Here is a 16,768-nt window from a genome sequence, read left to right as displayed (position 1 = left end):
TCACCCGTGAGGGCCACGGCGGGTCACGGGGGCACGCCCGATACGCCCGGCGTGGTGCGGTCGGCCCACCCGGCGCCGCCTTCCATGGCACGCTGGTGCGGATCCGCACGGCATCGGAGTCGCCGACCCTACGTATTGTAGGTTCCCAACCGCCAGCGGTCACACGTCTGTTCATCGGGGGAGCCATGCAGGACACGGAAGCGGAACCCACTGCGCAGGTCGGTGTCCGCAGTCTCGCCCCGACGCTGACCGTGCTGGTCGTCAGCCTGGTGATCGCCGCGGTCGGTGTGTACGAGCTGTGCGGCTTCGGGCTGCACAGCCTCGACCGGCGCCCGCACCTGTTCAGCGACGGCCTCGCGACCGGCGGGGTGATCGTCGCCGTGGTGGCGGCCGGGGCGGCGGTGGGCAACCTGGCCTGGTCCCTTGCGGCGGCCCGGCGCCGTACCGACGGCTGACGGCCGGCGACGGACGGGCCGGACGGCGCCGGACGACGGCCAGCCTCTGCAAGCTGACGGCTGACGGCTGACGGCTGACGGCTGACGGCTGACGGCTGACGGCAAGTCTCTGACGCCTGCGGCTTACCCCTTACGGGCGAGTGGCCGCTGACAGCCGGCCGGTGGCCCCTGGCAGCCGGCGGCCGGCCTCCTGCCGCTGCCGCCGCCTCTGCCGCTGCCGCCGCCTCTGCCGCTGCCGCTGTCGCTGTCGCTGTCGGCGGCCGGCCTCCCGCCTCTGCCGCGGTCCGCGCCGGAGCGTCCTCAGCCGCCCCCGCCCCGCGCACCGCCACCGCTCCCCGCGAATCCGCCGCTCCCCCCGAATCCGCCGCCCACCGTGAAGCCGATGACCGCCCCGCCGCCCTCGCGCCGGTAGGCGAACGGTGCTCCGCCGTGGGCCATCGCGACCTCGCGGACGATGGAGAGGCCGAGCCCCGAACCCGGCAGGGACCGCGCGTCGGCTGCCCGGTAGAAGCGGTCGAAGATGCGGATGAGGTCGCCGTCGGCGATCCCGGGCCCCCGGTCCAGCACCTCCACGCGCACGGTCCCCGGCCGCGCCGGCCCGGTGACGGCGACCTCGATCGGCGCCGTGCCGTCCCTGTCGAACTTGGCCGCGTTCTCCACCAGGTTGGACAGGGCCCGCTGGAGCATCCCGGACCGTCCGTCGGTCGTCGTGTCACCGCTCGCCCGCAGCACGATCTCCCGGCCGGTGCGCCGTCCGGCCAGTCCCACCACGTCCTCGGCGATGTCGGCGAGGTCCACCCGCTGCGGCGGCTCGGCGTCGGACTGCCCGGCGGCGAGGTCGACCAGCTCGTTGACCAGGTCGGTCAGTTCCCGGGCCTCCTGAGTGAGGTCGGCGACCAGGTCCTCCCGGGTGGCCGGCGGGAGTTCGTCGATCCGGCGCAGCAGCGAGATGTTGGTCCGCAGAGACGTCAGCGGCGTACGCAGTTCGTGCCCCGCGTCCTGGACGAGCCGCCGCTGGTCCTCCTCGGACTGGGCGAGCCGGCCCAGCATGCGGTCGAAGGCGCGCCCGAGCCGCCCCACCTCGTCCAGTCCCGCCACCGGCACCTGGATACCCAGTTGCCTGGTCCGGGCCACGTTCTCCGCGGCGGACGTCAGGATCACCAGCCGCCGGGTGATCCGCCGGGCCAGCCACCAGCCGAACAGACCGGCGCCGACCACGACCGCCGCCATCAGGATCAGCGTGCGCTGCTGCAGCGCCCGCAGCAGGTCCTCGGTGTCGCTGAACTCCTGCGCCACCTGGACCGCGCCCCGGCCGTCGCCGAGCGAGACGGTGGCGATGCGGAACAGGTCCTCGTCGACCCGTACGTCCTTGTGCTGAGCGACCTCCCCGGCCGTCCGCGCGACGGCCATGGCCCGGTCGTGCGAGGTGACGGGCAGTACCGGGCTGCCGTGGTCCACGATCTGCCCCCGCGCACCGAGCACCTGGACGTCGGTGCGGGCGGGCCGGACCAGGTCGTGCCCCGGACGGGAGGAGGAGAAGTCCTCCGGGACCATCGCGTGCTGCCGTACCTCGTCCTGGACGTCCTGCACGACCTGTGTGAACACCGACTGCTGGTCGACCCGGACCAGCCGGGCGGCGGAGCCGTAGGAGAGGATGCCGACGAGGATCGTGACGGCGGCGGTGACGGCCGCGAAGGACACGGCGAAGGTGGTGCGCAGGGACACGAGCTTGGGCCGGCGCGGGACCGGCGGCCTGCGCGGGCGGCCCACTCAGTCCTCCCGCAGCACGTAACCCACGCCACGGACGGTGTGGATGAGCTGCGGGGCGCCGGGGCCGTCCAGCTTGCGGCGCAGATAGCCGACGTAGACGGCGAGGTTCTTGGAGCCGGGCCCGAAGTCGTAGCCCCAGATCCGGTCGTAGATCGTCGAGTGGTCGAGCACGATGCCCGCGTTGCGCACGAGCAGTTCCAGCAGCTCGAACTCGGTGCGGGTCAGTTCCAGCTCGCGCCTGCCGCGCCAGGCCCGGCGGGCCTGCAGGTCCATGCGGATCCCGGCGGCCTCGAGCTGCCGGTCGGAGACCTGGACGTCGGGCCGGCCGGGCTCCGCGCCGCCGCGGTCCATGCCGTGGCCGCCGCCGTGACCGCCGCCGAGGTCGGCGTCGCTCGCCGGGGCGGGCGCCGGGCTGGTACGGCGCAGCAGGGCCCGCAGCCGGGCGAAGACCTCTTCCACGTCGAACGGTTTGACCACGTAGTCGTCGGCCCCGGCGTCCAGGCCCGCGATGCGGTCGGCGGTCTCCACGAGGGCGGTGAGCATGAGGATCGGGGTGCGGTCGCCCTCGGCGCGCAGCACCCGGCAGACCTGCAGGCCGTCGATGCCCGGCATCATCACGTCGAGCAGGAGCACGTCCGGCGGGTTCTTGTGCGCCTGGGCCAGCGCCTCGACGCCGTCGGCGACCGCCGTCACCTCGTACCCCTCCAGCGTCAGGGCACGCTCCAGGGCATGGCGGATGGCACGGTCGTCTTCGGCGAGCAGCACAGTCTGGGGCACGCCTCCAGTCTGCCAAGGCCCCCGGCGGTCCGGCCGGGCCGAGCGAACCCGCGATCGGCCTTTTTACCGCCCTCTCACCGTCACCGCCCGGCCATGACGTCCGCCCGCCCGGGACAGCACCCCGGACCGGCACCCGGACCGGCAGCTCCCGGATCCGGCCGGGGCGGCAACCGGAACCGGCGGGGCGCCCGGCGGCGACAGCGACCAGGACCGGCAGCCCCCGGCCCGCCCGGCCGGTGCCGGGTCAGGGCCGCAGCGCCGCCAGCCGTTCGGCGAAGGGCACGACGGCGGCCTCGGCCCGCCGCGCGGTCCTCGGCAGGGCGGCGGACAGCTCCTCCGCCGCCCGCTCGATCCGCTCGGCCAGCCCCTCCGCGCCCCAGTCCTCGGACGCGGCGTAGACGCCGGTCGGCATCACCACGGCCCGCAGGTAGGCGAACAACGGACGCAGCGCATGCTCCAGCACCAGCGAGTGCCGGCCCGAACCCCCGGTGGCCGCGACGAGCACGGGCTTCCCGGCCAGCGCGTCCCTGTCCAGCACGTCGAAGAACGACTTGAACAGTCCGCTGTACGACGCGCTGAACACCGGCGTGACGACGATCAGCCCGTCCGCCCCCGCCACCGCTTCCTGCGCGGCGGTCAGGGCCGTACCGGCGAACCCGTTGGTGAAGTTGTGCGCGATCTCTACCGCGAGGTCGCGCAGCTCGACCACCTGGACGTCCACCGGCGTCCGCCGGTCCACCGCGGCGGCCAGCCGGTCGGCCAGCAGCCGGGTGGAGGACGGGACGCTCAGCCCCGCGGACACGACGACGAGCTTCATACGGTGGTCGCCTCCTTCGCGGCGAGCAGCGACCGATGGGTCGGGGCCTCGGGCGTGGCCGCCGGGCGCCCCGCGGCGAACTCCTTGCGCAGCACCGGTACGACCTCCTCGCCGAGCAGGTCGAGCTGCTCCAGCACGGTCTTCAGGGGCAGCCCCGCGTGGTCCATCAGGAACAGCTGGCGCTGGTAGTCACCGGCGTACTCGCGGAAGGCCAGCGTCTTCTCGACGACCTGCTGCGGGGAGCCGACCGTCAGCGGTGTCTGCTCGGTGAAGTCCTCGAGCGAGGGCCCGTGGCCGTACACCGGCGCGTTGTCGAAGTACGGCCGGAACTCGCGCACCGCGTCCTGCGAGTTGCGGCGCATGAACACCTGGCCGCCCAGTCCGACGATCGCCTGCTCGGGTGTGCCGTGCCCGTAGTGGGCGTACCGGGTCCGGTAGAAGTCGACCATCCGCCTGGTGTGGTCGGCGGGCCAGAAGATGTTGTTGTGGAAGAAGCCGTCGCCGTAGTACGCGGCCTGCTCGGCGATCTCCGGGGAGCGGATCGAGCCGTGCCAGACGAACGGCGGTACGCCGTCCAGCGGGCGGGGCGTCGAGGTGAACCCCTGCAGGGGCGTGCGGAACTTGCCCTCCCAGTCGACCACGTCCTCGCGCCACAGGCGGCGCAGCAGCGCGTAGTTCTCGATGGCGAGGTCGATGCCGTCCCGGATGTCCTTGCCGAACCAGGGGTACACCGGCCCGGTGTTGCCGCGGCCCGTCATCAGGTCGACGCGCCCGTCGGCCAGGTGCTGGAGCATCGCGTAGTCCTCGGCGATCTTCACCGGGTCGTTGGTGGTGATCAGGGTGGTGGAGGTGGACAGGATCAGCCGGTCCGTCCGGGCCGCTATGTAGCCGAGCATGGTGGTCGGTGAGGACGGCACGAACGGCGGGTTGTGGTGCTCACCGGTCGCGAAGACGTCCAGGCCGACCTCCTCGGCCTTCAGCGCGACGGCGACCATGGCCTTGATCCGCTCGCGCTCGGTCGGGGTGCGCCCCGTGGTGGGGTCCGGCGTGACGTCGCCGACCGTGAAGATCCCGAACTGCATGGTCGCTCACCCTCCAGCTTGTTGACGGTTCAACTATATCCCGCCAACGGTCCCCGGGCCCCGGATATTCCGGCCCGCCCACCAGGGGCCCGGCGCCCTCAGGGCACCCGCACCAGCCCGCCCACCAGGGGCCCGGCGCACTCAGTGCACCCGCACCAGCCGGCCCCGCACCCCTCCTCCGGCCGGCCGGGCGGGCGCCTCGGCCGCGTCCGCGAGGCCGAAGGTCCCGGCCACCCGCAGGGTCGGCACCCCCTCGTCCACCAGCCGGACCAGCTCCGCCAGCCGCGCCCCGTCCGCGGTCACCGCCACGGCCGTGGTCCGCACCCCGCGTGCGGAGGCGGGCCGCGGGCCGGGTTATCCGCGGACTCGGCGGGGGGCGTCGCCCGGTCCATGAGCCCGGCCGGCGAAATCCCGCCCCAGCCGTCGGTCCGGTCGGGGGGGGGACGGGTTCAGCCGGCCGGACCCGGCCGGTCCGCGGGCTCAGAAGGCGTACGCGTCCCCCGTGGCCAGCACCAGCACCTTCAGCTGGTCGTTCGTGCGGTCCTTGTCGACCACGTCCCCGCTCCAGGCGGTCTCCAGCTCCAGCGTCAGCTCCGGCGCCGGCTCCCGCAGCCGTACCGGCACGCGCAACTGCTCCCCCGCCGCGCCGACGGCCAGCGCCCCGGTCCCGCACAGCACCGTCCGCTCGTCCTCGCGGGCACACCGGCCGGGCAGCCGCTGCCGTTCCGCCAGCGCCACCGGCCAGCGCAGCCGCACCGTGGCGTCGGCGATGGCGACGGCCCCGTCGTTGCGCGGGGTGAGACGCACCTCCACCTGGTCCCCGGTCATCACCGCGGTCCCGTGATAGGCCAGGTCGGCCTCCGGGGCCGGAGCGGCCGTCCCGGTGCCGGGCACCATGGCGGCACCGGCGCACACCCCGGACACCACCCACGCCCGCACCCGCATCCCCTTCGCCACCGCGCACCACTCCTCGCCGCCGCACGCCCGCGTTCCCGCCTGCCGTACGGATGTATGCCACGCGAGCCGAAGGCCAGGCGCCCTCCAACAGGTGACACGCCGGCCGCGTGCGAAGCTGCCCCCATGCCGATCCTCCGCTCAGCCGCCCTGTTCGTCCTCGCCGCGCTGTTCGAGATCGGCGGGGCCTGGCTGGTCTGGCAGGGCGTGCGCGAGCACCGCGGCTGGCTGTGGATCACGGGAGGCGTTCTCGCCCTCGGCGCGTACGGCTTCGTCGCCACCTTCCAGCCGGACGCCCACTTCGGCCGCATCCTCGCCGCCTACGGCGGGATCTTCGTGGCCGGCTCGATCCTTTGGGGCGTGGTCGCCGACGGCTTCCGCCCCGACCGCTGGGACCTCGCCGGCGCGCTGATCTGCCTCGCCGGCATGGCCGTGATCATGTGGGCCCCGAGGAACGGCGTCTGAGGCTCGCCTACGCTGGACGGAACAGGACCCGACCGCGTTCCGACCCCAGGAGCAGCCCATGGCCACCGCAGCCCCGTCCGTCGCCTCCCGCATCGCCGTCGTCACCGGTGCGAGCAGCGGCATCGGCGCCGCCACCGCCCGGCAGCTCGCCGAGTCCGGCTACCGCGTCGTCCTCACCGCCCGCCGCAAGGACCGCATCGAAGCGCTCGCCGAGGAGCTGACGCGGGCGGGCCACTCGGCGGTGGCGTACCCGCTGGACGTGACGGACCGCGCCGCTGTCGACGAGTTCGCCACGGCCTTCGAGACGGTGGGCATCCTCGTCAACAACGCGGGCGGCGCCCTGGGGGCCGACCCGGTGGCCACCGCAGACCCGGCGGACTGGCGCACGATGTACGAGACGAACGTCCTCGGCACCCTGCACCTCACCCAGGCCCTGCTGCCGAAGCTGGAGGCGAGCGGGGACGGCGTGGTCGTCGTCGTCTCCTCGACCGCGGGCCACGGCACGTACGAGGGGGGCGGAGGCTACGTCGCGGCCAAGCACGGTGCCCATGTGCTCGCCGAGACCCTCCGCCTGGAGATCGTCGGCCGGCCGGTCCGGGTCGTCGAGATCGCGCCCGGCATGGTGCGGACGGAGGAGTTCGCGCTCACCCGCTTCGGCGGGGACACGGAGAAGGCGGCGAAGGTCTACGAGGGCGTCGCCGAGCCCCTCTCCGCCGACGACGTGGCCGAGACGATCACCTGGGCGGTCACCCGCCCCAGCCACGTCAACATCGACCTCCTCGTCGTCCGCCCCCGCGCCCAGGCCTCCAACACCAAGGTGCACCGGGAGCGGTGACGTCCGCCGGGCACTCCCTGGCAGAACGCCGCCTGGCCCGGGTGACGAAGGACCAACGCCGGGTCTGGTACTTCCTCGCCTGCCGTCTCTTCGGCATCCACTTCCCGGCCGTCGTCCGCGCTACGCGGTCCGGCACGCGCAACAGGGCGGGCCGGTGCGGTTCCGGCCCGCCCTGAGGGCGGGGTGCGGGGGGCCGGCGGAAGACGTCAGCCCTTCACGCAGACGACCTGCTTCAGCTTCGCCACGACCTCGACCAGGTCCCGCTGCTGGTCGATGACCTGGTCGATCGACTTGTAGGCGCCGGGGATCTCGTCCACGACACCGGAGTCCTTGCGGCACTCCACGCCCCGCGTCTGCTCCTCCAGGTCCCGCGTCGAGAAGCGCCGCTTGGCCGCGTTCCGGCTCATGCGCCGGCCGGCGCCGTGCGAGGCCGAGTTGAAGGACTTCTCGTTGCCGAGGCCCTTGACGATGTACGACCCCGTGCCCATCGAGCCCGGGATGATCCCGTAGTCGCCGGACCCGGCCCGGATCGCGCCCTTGCGGGTGACGAGCAGGTCCATGCCCTCGTACCGCTCCTCCGCCACGTAGTTGTGGTGGCAGGAGATCTCCGGCTCGAAGGCCGGCTTGGCCTTCCTGAACTCCTTGCGGATCACGTCCTTCAGCAGCGCCATCATCAGGGTGCGGTTGTGCCTGGCGTACTCCTGCGCCCAGAACAGGTCGTTGCGGTAGGCCGCCATCTGCGGGGTCTGCGCGACGAAGACGGCGAGGTCCCGGTCGACCAGCCCCTGGTTGTGCGGGAGCTTCTGGGCCACGCCGATGTGGTGCTCGGCGAGTTCCTTGCCGATGTTCCGGGAACCGGAGTGGAGCATCAGCCACACGGCACCGTCCGTATCCGTGCACACCTCGACGAAGTGGTTGCCGCTACCGAGCGTTCCCATCTGCTTCGAGGCGCGCTCCTGACGGAATCTGACCGCTTCCGCGATCCCGTCGAACCGCCCCCAGAAGTCGTCCCACCCACTGGTCGCGAGCCCGTGGAAGCGGCCCGGCTCGACGGGGTCCTCGTGCATCCCGCGGCCCACCGGGATCGCCTGCTCGATCTTCGAGCGCAGCCGCGACAGGTCGCCCGGCAGATCGTTCGCCGTCAGGGAGGTCCGCACCGCCGACATCCCGCAGCCGATGTCCACGCCCACGGCGGCCGGGCACACCGCGCCCTGCATCGCGATGACCGAGCCGACGGTCGCGCCCTTGCCGTAGTGGACGTCCGGCATCACGGCCAGGCCCTTGATCCACGGCAGGGTGGCGACGTTCTGCAGCTGGCGCAGGGCCACGTCCTCGACCGTGGCGGGGTCCGCCCACATCCGGATGGGCACCTTCGCGCCCGGCATCTCCACGTACGACATACGTTCCTCATTCCCCCGAGAAAGACAGCAAATGACTTAAAACAGACAAAACGCAAATGCGACGCCAAGGTCCATGAAAGAGACAGGGGACCGGCGTTCACGGCAGTGCGTGCGATACACATTGTCTGCTGGGGGCGCCCCGCCCCGGCAAGCGATTAACCAGCGGGGACACTGGAGCACCGGGCGAAAAGGCCACCGCCGGATCGCACACCGTCGAGAGGAGACCGAGCGTGCAGCGCAAGGCGTACGTAACCGGCACCGCCGCCCTCCTCGCGGCGCTGCTGGCCGGGTGCACCGGCGGCTCCGGGGGTGACAGCCCGACGGACGACGCCAACCCGGGGGACACCGGCACGGCCGTGGCCACCGCCCAGCCCGGCAAGTACCGCACCCTGCCCGAGCCCTGCGCCGCGGTCGGCCACGACACGCTCGACGCGCTCCTGCCCGGCGTCAGGCAGATCACCGACCCGGCCCAGCGGGACAAGGCCTACCGGGGCGAGGCCGCGCTCACCTACGACACCGATCGCAAGGTCGGCTGCCACTGGAAGGTGGAGTCGGCCACCGCGACCGACCGCCTCTCGGTCGATTTCGAGCGCGTGGTGTCGTACGACAACGCGGTCAGCGACGACGACCAGGCGGGGAAGCTCTTCCAGGAGCAGGAGACCGCCGCCGACCTGCCCGAGCCGAGCGGCACCGGCACGGCGCCGGGCACCTCGACCGCATCCCCGTCGCCCTCGGACTCCGCGAGCGACGAGGCCGCCCCCTCGGACTCCCCCTCCGGCTCCCCCTCGGGCTCTCCCACCGGCTCCGGCTCCGCCGCCGGGCCCCCGGCCGGCGCCGGCCCGGCCGAGCTGCAGCCGCGCACCCTCCCCGACCTCGGCGACGAGGCGTACCTCGACGACGAGCTGAGCACCTCCGGTTCGACCGCCGAACCGCGGACCGTGACTGTGGTGTTCCGCACGTCCAACGTCATCGTCACCATCCAGTACGAGGAGCAGCCGATGGCCATGGGAGCGGCTCCCGACAGCAAGGAAATGCAGGACAGAGCGCGTAATCTCGCCTCCCAACTGGCCGACACACTGGGCGGCTGACGCCGTCCGCGGACCCAGCCGGCCCCGCCCGCAAAGCAGTCGAACGGAAACCGCACCGCTCCTTCACCGCGTACCGTGGGGCCCCGCAGGAACCCGCACGAACACCGAGCGTCACGAGTGAAGGAACCATGCAGCGAGCAGCCCAGCGAGACGACCGTGCCCAGCGAGACCAGCGAGCCAAGCGCCTCCGCCGCGCGCTTGTCTGCGCGGCGGCCGTTCCCGCCGTACTGATCACCGCCGCATGCTCCTCGGACTCCGGCGACTCCAAGGCCAAGGGCGACGACTCCGTCCAGCAGTCCGCGGACACCTCGGGCGGGCCCTCCGCGAGCGCCTCCCCGACCGTGCAGGCGGCCGCGTACAAGAAGCTCCCGGACCCGTGCGGCGTCCTGTCGAAGAAGACCCTCTCCGATCTGGTGCCCGAGAGCGGCAAGTCGGGCAAGAAGGGCGGCTCGGACAATCCGTCGTCCCGTGCCTCCTGCGCGTGGAGCAGCCTGGACAACAACGGCGTCAAGGGCTCCCAGTTCCGCTGGCTGAACGTCTCCCTGCTCCGCTTCGACTCGGACGCCACGCGGGGCTCCGGCGACGCGCAGGCGCACTCGTACTTCACCCGGCAGGTCAAGGACGCCCAGTCGGTGGACGGCGCCAAGAGCCCCAAGGTGGTCCCGCTGTCCGGCACGGGCGCGGAGGCGACGGCGGTGCGCTACGACCTGAAGAAGAAGGAAGGCCTCTTCAAGCAGCAGACGGTCGTGGCCCGGGTCGAGAACGCCGTCGTCACCCTCGACTACAACGGCGCCGGCCTGGCGGGCGGGAAGACCCCGGGCGCGAACGACCTGGCGAAGGCCGCGGAGAAGGCGCTGAAGGAGGCGGTCGCGTCCGTCTCGGCGGCCAACGGTGAAGGTTCTGGGCAGAGTTCGTCCCCGACGGCTTCCGCCTCCCCCTCCGAGGGCGCCTCGAAGTCGCCGTCCAAGCCGGCCGGCAAGTCCCCCTCCGCCGGTGCCTCCGCGTCCAAGCCGGCTGCCGGGAAGGACTGAGCCGGAGGGACGGAAGGCCTGACCGGCACCACGTTCGCCGCACACGTGTGCCACTCTGTTGCGCGCAACAACACGCAATGGGAGGGGAGTACGAGTGGCCGCGCCACTGCAGCTGACTCGGATGCACCGCATTCTCATCGGTGTGGTCGTGACCGGCGCGCTGATCATCGCCGGCATCGGCTTCGCCGGTTCGTACGCGGCCGTCCGTGAGCTGGCCATCAAGAAGGGCTTCGGGAACTTCTCCTACGTGTTCCCGGTGGGCATCGACGCGGGCATCTGTGTCCTGCTGGCCCTGGATCTGCTGCTGACCTGGATCCGTATCCCCTTCCCCCTTCTGCGCCAGACGGCGTGGCTGCTGACGGCGGCGACGATCGCCTTCAACGGGGCCGCCGCCTGGCCGGACCCGCTGGGCGTCGGCATGCACGCGGTGATCCCGATCCTGTTCGTGGTCGCCGTCGAGGCGGCCCGCCACGCCGTCGGCCGGATCGCGGACATCACGGCCGACAAGCACATGGAGGGCGTCCGCCTCACCCGGTGGCTGCTCTCCCCGGTCCCGACGTTCCTCCTGTGGCGCCGTATGAAGCTGTGGGAGCTGCGCTCCTACGACCAGGTCATCAAGCTGGAGCAGGAACGTCTCGTCTACCAGGCCCGGCTGCACTCCCGCTTCGGCCGGGCGTGGCGCCGGAAGGCCCCGGTGGAGTCGCTGATGCCGCTGCGCCTGGCCCGCTACGGCGTCCCGCTGGCCCGGACGGCCCCGGCGGGGCTCGCGGCGGCGGGCATAGAGCCGGTACTCCTGCCGCCCGCGCCCGAACTGCCCCAGCCGGCCGCGGCCACCGCGCGGCTCACGTCCGGCGCCGGCCCGGTCGCGGGCGGTGCCGACGGGGCGGCCGCGAGCGGTCGTGCCGACGGGGCGGCGGCCGTCCCGCGGCAGGCGGCACCTCCCGGCGGGCAGCACCCCGAACCGCCCGAGGACGAGCAGAGCCCCTGGTTCCAGGCCCCGCGCGAGATCGAGTACCAGGGCGGCTACGACCCCGCCTACGAGCCGCCCCCGGAGCCGCAGTACGAGCCCGAGGAGCAGTACGAGGACTGGTACGAGGAGCAGCCCCCGGAGCAGTTCCAGCAGCCCTCCCCCGAGGAGACCGGCAGCTTCCCCATCCCGGTGGGCCCGAACCGCACCCGGGAGCTCGGCGGGGGCGGCGGGCTCCCGGAGCCGGAGCCGACCGAGGAGGACTTCTACCTGGTCTTCCGCAAGTCCATAGACGGCAGCTACCCCACCGCGGCCCAGCTCAAGGACGACGTGGCGGCGACCTTCGGCGTGGCACTGCCCAAGGGGGAGGCCGAACGGATGGTCAACCGGTTCACCAACCGCCACACGGCGGAACTGCAGGAAGACCACATCGCCTGACGACGCGGACGAGTGCCCGCGCAGGGACACGCGCACCGGCACATGAGGAAGGGGCCCTCCGGCGGGAGGGCCCCTTTCCCGTACCGCTTACTCGCCGAGCAGCTCGCGCACCCGCTCCTGGCCGACGGCCAGCAGCAGCGTGGGCAGCCGGGGCCCGGTGTCCCGGCCCACCAGCAGGTGGTAGAGCAGCGCGAAGAACGATCGCTGGGCCGTCTTGATCTCCGGCGGCAGCTCCTTGGGCGTCGCGTCGGCCGGGAACCCGGCCTGCACCTTCGGCACGCCGTAGACCAGGTGGGTCAGGCCGTCCAGCGACCAGTGCTCGGCGAGCCCGTCGAGCAGCAGCCGCAGCGACTGCGCGGACGCCTCGTCGAGGGACTTCAGCAGCTCTGCGTCGGGCTCGTCGCGCACGATGGTCCGCTGGTCGGCGGGCACCTGCGTGTTGATCCACGCCTCGGCCCTGTCGAACCGCGGCCGGACCTCGTCGAGCGAGCCCAGCGGCTGCTCCGGGTCCAGCTCGGAGAGGATCCGCAGGGCCTGGTCCGTGTGGCCGGCGGTGATGTCGGCGACGGACGCGAGCGTGCGGTACGGCAGGGGACGCGGCGTCGGCGGCAGCTCACCGGCAGCGGTGCCGACGGCACGGGTGTACGCGGCGACGTCGCCGGGCAGCGCGGAACCCTCCGCGACCTTGGCCGCCAGCTTGTCCCACTCGTCGTAGAGCCGCTGGATCTCCTGGTCGAAGGCGATCTTGAAGGACTGGTTGGGCCTGCGGCGGGCGTACAGCCAGCGCAGCAGCTGCGGCTCCATGATCTTCAGCGCGTCGGCCGGGGTCGGCACGCCACCGCGCGAGGACGACATCTTCGCCATCCCGGAGATGCCGACGAAGGCGTACATCGGGCCGATCGGCTGCTCGCCGCCGAAGATGCCGACGATCTGGCCGCCCACCTGGAAGGAGGACCCGGGCGAGGAGTGGTCGACACCGCTCGGCTCGAAGATCACGCCCTCGTACGCCCACCGCATCGGCCAGTCGACCTTCCACACCAGCTTGCCGCGGTTGAACTCGCTGAGCCGGACGGTCTCGGTGAAGCCGCAGGCGCAGGTGTACGCCAGCTCGGTGGTGTCGTCGTCGTACGACGTGACCGTCGTCAGGTCCTTGCCGCAACCGCCGCAGTACGGCTTGTACGGGAAGTAGCCCGCGGAGCCGGAGCTGCCGTCGTCCTCGGCCGCGGCGCCCGAGCCCTCGGCGGCCTCCAGCTCGGCCTCGTCGACCGGCTTCTGCTGCTGCTTCTTGGCGGGGGCCTTCTTCGTCCGGTACTGGTCGAGGACGGCGTCGATGTCGCCGCGGTGCTTCATCGCGTGCAGGATCTGCTCGCGGTAGGCACCGGAGGTGTACTGCGCCGTCTGGCTGATCCCGTCGAACTCGACGCCCATCTGGGCCAGCGCCTCGGTCATCGCGGCCTTGAAGTGCTTTGCCCAGTTCGGGTACGGCGAGCCCTCCGGCGCCGGGACCGCGGTCAGCGGCTTGCCGATGTGCTCGGCCCAGGAGTCGTCGACGCCGGCGATTCCCGCCGGGACCTTGCGGTAGCGGTCGTAGTCGTCCCACGAGATCAGGTGCCGGACCCGGTGCCCGCGGCGGCGGATCTCGTCGGCGACGAGGTGCGGGGTCATGACCTCACGGAGGTTGCCCAGGTGGATGGGCCCGGAGGGGGAGAGGCCGGACGCGACGACGACCGGTTTGCCCGGGGCCCGGCGCTCCGACTCCTCGATGACCTCATCCGCGAAACGGGAGACCCAGTCGGTGGTCTCGGTGCTCTGAGCCACGATCGGCACGTCCTTCTTTCTGAACGGGTGACACTCCATTGTCACAGACCCACTTGCGACCGGGAAAACGGCTTTACCCCCCATGGGATACTGGCCGGGACTATCCATCCCCACGAGGAGAACGGCACCCATTCCTATGGCCTCGGTCACGTCCCTCAGCGACAACGTCCAGCAGCACCTCGCGTCCGCCCTCTCGGCCACCCTGCCGGAGGCCGCCGGCGCGGACCCGCTGCTGCGACGAAGCGACCGGGCCGACTTCCAGGCCAACGGAATCCTGGCCCTGGCCAAGAAGGCGAAGGCGAACCCCAGGGAGCTGGCGACCCAGGTCGTCGCCCAGGTGGTGACCGGTGACCTGATCCAGGACGTCGAGGTCTCCGGACCCGGCTTCCTCAACATCACGATCGCGGACCGGGCGATCACCCGGAACCTCGCCGAGCGGTACGCGGACGACACCGGCCGCCTCGGCGTGCCGCACGCCGAGCACCCCGGCACCACGGTGATCGACTACGCGCAGCCGAACGTGGCGAAGGAGATGCACGTCGGCCATCTGCGCTCCGCGGTGATCGGCGACGCGGTGGTCCAGCTCCTCGAGTTCACCGGCGAGAACGTGGTCCGCCGCCACCACATCGGCGACTGGGGCACCCAGTTCGGCATGCTCATCCAGTTCCTGGACGAGCACCCGCACGAACTGGACCACAAGGAGGGCCAGGTCACCGGCGAGGAGGCGATGTCGAATCTCGACCGCCTCTACAAGGCCGCGCGCAAGAAGTTCGACTCCGACGAGGAGTTCAAGACGCGCGCCCGGCGCCGGGTGGTCGACCTCCAGGCCGGCGACCCGCAGACGCTCGCCATGTGGCAGAAGTTCGTCGACGAGTCGAAGATCTACTTCTTCTCCGTCTTCGAGAAGCTGGACATGGAGATCCGGGACGCCGACATCGTCGGCGAGTCCGGCTACAACGACATGCTGGCCGAGACCTGCCGCCTGCTGGAGGAGTCGGGCGTCGCGGTCCGCTCCGAGGGCGCCCTGTGCGTCTTCTTCGACGACATCAAGGGCCCGGACGGCAACCCGGTCCCGCTGATCGTGCAGAAGTCCGACGGCGGTTACGGCTACGCGGCGACGGACCTCTCGGCGATCCGCGACCGTGTCTTCAACCTGAAGGCGAACACCCTCCTCTACGTGGTGGACGCCCGCCAGGCCCTGCACTTCCGGATGGTCTTCGAGACGGCGCGCAGGGCGGGCTGGCTGGGCGAGGACGTCACGGCACACCAGCTGGCGTTCGGCACGGTCCTCGGCAAGGACGGCAAGCCGTTCAAGACGCGTGCCGGCGAGACGGTCAAGCTCCAGGACCTCCTGGACGAGGCCGTCGAGCGGGCCACGGCGGTCGTCCGGGAGAAGGCCGGGAAGGTGGGCCTGGCGGAGCGGGAGATCGTCGAGAACGGCATCCACGTCGGCGTAGGCGCGGTGAAGTACGCCGACCTGTCCACGTCCGCCGTGCGGGACTACAAGTTCGACCTGGACCAGATGGTGTCCCTGAACGGCGACACCTCCGTCTACCTCCAGTACGCGTACGCCCGGATCCAGTCCATCCTGCGCAAGGCCGGCGAGGCCCGCCCCACCGCCCACCCGGAGCTGGACCTGGCCCCCGCCGAGCGTGCCCTGGGCCTGCACCTGGACCGGTTCGCCGAGACGGTCCTGGAGGTGGCGGCGACCTACGAGCCGCACAAGCTGGCCGCGTACCTGTACCAGCTGGCGTCGCACCTGACGACGTTCTACGACCAGTGCCAGGTGCTGTCCGCCGACAACCCGGCCGAGGTCGTGGAGAACCGCCTGTTCCTGGTCGACCTCACCGCCCGCACCCTGCACCAGGGCATGGATCTCCTGGGCATCAGGACGCCCGAGAAGCTCTGAGCATCCCCCTTCGGCCTGTGGAGCGCGCCTTCGCAGGCCGAAGGTCTGTCCGGTGCCGGGGAGTGGCGATTTAAGTGAAGATTCCCCCAGCACCGGGCCAAAGGTGGATAAGCCATAACTCAGACGGTTTCCCCTGCGTTTGACCGGATGCGGGCGAGTGCCCGCATCCATGTCTGGGAGGCAGGGAGCCATGAAACGGGTTACCCGGAACAGTGTGATCGCCATCGCCGCCGCGTCGGGTGCGATGGCCGTGGGAGGTGCGGCGTACGCCGACTCCACCGCGGGCGCCGCCGCGGCCGGCTCGCCCGGTCTGATCTCCGGCAACGCGCTGCAGCTACCGGTGCACGTCCCGGTGAGCGTGTGCGGCAACACCGTGAACGTGGCAGGGTTGCTGAACCCTGCCATGGGCAACAAGTGCGCCAACGAGGGCGCCGGCGCGGCCAAGAGCGACCAGGCCACCGATTCGAGCGGGGCCACCGCCGAAGCCGTCACGAAGGACAGCCCGGGCGTGGTCTCCGGGAACGGGATCCAGTTGCCGGTCGACCTGCCGGTGAACATCAGCGGCAACACCGTCGACGTCGTGGGCGTCGGCAACCCCGTCTTCGGGAACACGTCCACGAACACCTCGACGGACCGTCCCGCGGAGCCCGTGAAGCCGACGCCGCCGCCGGTCACTCCGCCGCCCCGCGTCGTGCCGCCGGCCCAGCCGCACACCCCGCCCAAAGAGCGTCCGGAGCCGAAGCCGGCGCCCAGGGTCGAGCGTCCGCGGCCGGTGGGCACCCTCGCCAGCACCGGCACCGACGGCACCATGACGGCCGTCGCCGCGAGCGTGGCCTCGCTGCTCGGCGGGACGGTGCTCTACCGGCGCTTCCGCTCCAGGGTGTCCCACGGACAGGGGTAACCCGAGGGCCGGGGAGCGGCTGCACCGGCCGTTCCCCGGCGCCCGCACGGCGGGGCGACCT

At 72.1% G+C, this 16,768-nt stretch carries 16 protein-coding genes and 1 pseudogene; 9 read left to right on the top strand and 8 right to left on the bottom strand.

The genetic code is table 11. The features are described 5' to 3' along the window. Positions 1-185 precede the first annotated feature (185 nt). The gene (locus ACGFT2_RS27370) at positions 186-455 is read left to right on the top strand and encodes a hypothetical protein (RefSeq protein ID WP_393282957.1); all 270 of its coding nucleotides are present in this window, start codon (positions 186-188) and stop codon (positions 453-455) included. A gap of 300 nt (positions 456-755) precedes the next feature. Here the strand turns inward: ACGFT2_RS27370 and ACGFT2_RS27365 are convergent, their stop codons facing one another. From ACGFT2_RS27365 to ACGFT2_RS27340, 6 genes and pseudogenes are all read right to left on the bottom strand, one after another. Beyond that, positions 756-2,225: an ATP-binding protein gene (locus ACGFT2_RS27365; RefSeq protein WP_393282955.1), complete on the bottom strand. Its 1,470-nt coding sequence runs from the start codon at positions 2,223-2,225 to the stop codon at positions 756-758. After that, positions 2,226-3,002 carry a response regulator transcription factor gene (locus tag ACGFT2_RS27360; protein ID WP_393282954.1) on the bottom strand — a complete coding sequence of 259 codons (777 nt, stop codon included), beginning with the start codon at positions 3,000-3,002 and terminating at the stop codon, positions 2,226-2,228. Between the two features lie 244 nt (positions 3,003-3,246). After that, positions 3,247-3,819 (bottom strand): FMN reductase, encoded by a 573-nt coding sequence (locus ACGFT2_RS27355; RefSeq protein WP_393282953.1) that lies wholly within the window; start codon positions 3,817-3,819, stop codon positions 3,247-3,249. Beyond that, entirely contained in the window at positions 3,816-4,901 is a 1,086-nt protein-coding gene (locus ACGFT2_RS27350) for an LLM class flavin-dependent oxidoreductase (RefSeq protein ID WP_393282951.1), read from the bottom strand. The genes ACGFT2_RS27355 and ACGFT2_RS27350 overlap by 4 nt, the downstream gene beginning before the upstream one ends. Before the next feature lie 141 nt (positions 4,902-5,042). Further along, positions 5,043-5,255 (bottom strand): annotated as a pseudogene (locus ACGFT2_RS27345) (zinc-binding dehydrogenase); the annotation flags it as partial. Positions 5,256-5,381: 126 nt separating this feature from the next. Next, positions 5,382-5,858, bottom strand: coding sequence for a hypothetical protein (locus tag ACGFT2_RS27340; protein WP_393282949.1), 477 nt, complete (start codon positions 5,856-5,858; stop codon positions 5,382-5,384). A 123-nt stretch (positions 5,859-5,981) separates the two neighbouring features. Between ACGFT2_RS27340 and ACGFT2_RS27335 the strand changes: the two genes are divergently transcribed. The 3 genes from ACGFT2_RS27335 to ACGFT2_RS27325 are packed head-to-tail and all read left to right on the top strand — an operon-like array spanning position 5,982 to position 7,331. Further along, positions 5,982-6,320: a YnfA family protein gene (locus ACGFT2_RS27335; protein WP_393282947.1), complete on the top strand. Its 339-nt coding sequence runs from the start codon at positions 5,982-5,984 to the stop codon at positions 6,318-6,320. 58 nt (positions 6,321-6,378) lie between these two features. Further along, the gene (locus ACGFT2_RS27330; RefSeq protein ID WP_393282945.1) at positions 6,379-7,155 is read left to right on the top strand and encodes an SDR family NAD(P)-dependent oxidoreductase; all 777 of its coding nucleotides are present in this window, start codon (positions 6,379-6,381) and stop codon (positions 7,153-7,155) included. Then, a complete protein-coding gene (locus tag ACGFT2_RS27325; protein ID WP_393282944.1) occupies positions 7,152-7,331 on the top strand; it encodes a hypothetical protein in 180 nt (59 codons plus the stop codon). Before ACGFT2_RS27330 ends, ACGFT2_RS27325 begins: the two co-directional genes overlap by 4 nt. Positions 7,332-7,361: 30 nt before the next feature. Here ACGFT2_RS27325 and ACGFT2_RS27320 read toward each other — a convergent pair whose 3' ends face one another. Continuing rightward, the gene (locus tag ACGFT2_RS27320) at positions 7,362-8,555 is read right to left on the bottom strand and encodes an RtcB family protein (protein WP_393282942.1); all 1,194 of its coding nucleotides are present in this window, start codon (positions 8,553-8,555) and stop codon (positions 7,362-7,364) included. Positions 8,556-8,785: 230 nt separating this feature from the next. Between ACGFT2_RS27320 and ACGFT2_RS27315 the strand changes: the two genes are divergently transcribed. The 3 genes from ACGFT2_RS27315 to ACGFT2_RS27305 all read left to right on the top strand — a co-directional run bounded on the left by ACGFT2_RS27315 (position 8,786) and on the right by ACGFT2_RS27305 (position 12,079). Next, on the top strand, positions 8,786-9,643 hold the full coding sequence (locus ACGFT2_RS27315) for a DUF3558 domain-containing protein (protein ID WP_393282941.1): 858 nt from the start codon (positions 8,786-8,788) through the stop codon (positions 9,641-9,643). 128 nt (positions 9,644-9,771) lie between these two features. After that, on the top strand, positions 9,772-10,674 hold the full coding sequence (locus ACGFT2_RS27310; RefSeq protein ID WP_393282939.1) for a DUF3558 family protein: 903 nt from the start codon (positions 9,772-9,774) through the stop codon (positions 10,672-10,674). A 121-nt stretch (positions 10,675-10,795) separates the two neighbouring features. Then, positions 10,796-12,079: a DUF2637 domain-containing protein gene (locus ACGFT2_RS27305; RefSeq protein ID WP_393282937.1), complete on the top strand. Its 1,284-nt coding sequence runs from the start codon at positions 10,796-10,798 to the stop codon at positions 12,077-12,079. 87 nt (positions 12,080-12,166) lie between these two features. Here the strand turns inward: ACGFT2_RS27305 and lysS are convergent, their stop codons facing one another. Next, positions 12,167-13,906, bottom strand: coding sequence for a lysine--tRNA ligase (gene lysS, locus ACGFT2_RS27300; RefSeq protein WP_393282935.1), 1,740 nt, complete (start codon positions 13,904-13,906; stop codon positions 12,167-12,169). A 127-nt stretch (positions 13,907-14,033) separates the two neighbouring features. On the opposite strand from lysS, the gene argS reads away from it, so the two are divergent. After that, positions 14,034-15,806, top strand: coding sequence for an arginine--tRNA ligase (gene argS, locus ACGFT2_RS27295; RefSeq protein ID WP_393282933.1), 1,773 nt, complete (start codon positions 14,034-14,036; stop codon positions 15,804-15,806). A 190-nt stretch (positions 15,807-15,996) separates the two neighbouring features. After that, the gene (locus ACGFT2_RS27290) at positions 15,997-16,707 is read left to right on the top strand and encodes a chaplin (RefSeq protein ID WP_393282931.1); all 711 of its coding nucleotides are present in this window, start codon (positions 15,997-15,999) and stop codon (positions 16,705-16,707) included. The last annotated feature ends 61 nt before the right edge of the window (positions 16,708-16,768 follow it).

It is taken from the genome of Streptomyces sp. NPDC048514 (genome assembly GCF_043199955.1).
GTDB lineage: Bacteria > Actinomycetota > Actinomycetes > Streptomycetales > Streptomycetaceae > Streptomyces.
Note: the sequence above shows the minus strand (reverse complement) of the source record. Positions and strands in the feature narration are given on the sequence as shown.

Excerpts from the sequence above, each read along its gene's own strand:
- ACGFT2_RS27310 (WP_393282939.1), top strand. The coding sequence starts at position 9,772 with ATGCAGCGAGCAGCCCAGCGAGACGACCGTGCCCAGCGAGACCAGCGA.
- ACGFT2_RS27305 (WP_393282937.1), top strand. The coding sequence starts at position 10,796 with ATGCACCGCATTCTCATCGGTGTGGTCGTGACCGGCGCGCTGATCATC.
- ACGFT2_RS27350 (WP_393282951.1), bottom strand. The coding sequence starts at position 4,901 with ATGCAGTTCGGGATCTTCACGGTCGGCGACGTCACGCCGGACCCCACC.
- argS (WP_393282933.1), top strand. The coding sequence starts at position 14,034 with ATGGCCTCGGTCACGTCCCTCAGCGACAACGTCCAGCAGCACCTCGCG.
- ACGFT2_RS27320 (WP_393282942.1), bottom strand. The coding sequence starts at position 8,555 with ATGTCGTACGTGGAGATGCCGGGCGCGAAGGTGCCCATCCGGATGTGG.
- ACGFT2_RS27370 (WP_393282957.1), top strand. The coding sequence starts at position 186 with ATGCAGGACACGGAAGCGGAACCCACTGCGCAGGTCGGTGTCCGCAGT.
- ACGFT2_RS27290 (WP_393282931.1), top strand. The coding sequence starts at position 15,997 with ATGAAACGGGTTACCCGGAACAGTGTGATCGCCATCGCCGCCGCGTCG.
- ACGFT2_RS27330 (WP_393282945.1), top strand. The coding sequence starts at position 6,379 with ATGGCCACCGCAGCCCCGTCCGTCGCCTCCCGCATCGCCGTCGTCACC.
- ACGFT2_RS27335 (WP_393282947.1), top strand. The coding sequence starts at position 5,982 with ATGCCGATCCTCCGCTCAGCCGCCCTGTTCGTCCTCGCCGCGCTGTTC.
- ACGFT2_RS27355 (WP_393282953.1), bottom strand. The coding sequence starts at position 3,819 with ATGAAGCTCGTCGTCGTGTCCGCGGGGCTGAGCGTCCCGTCCTCCACC.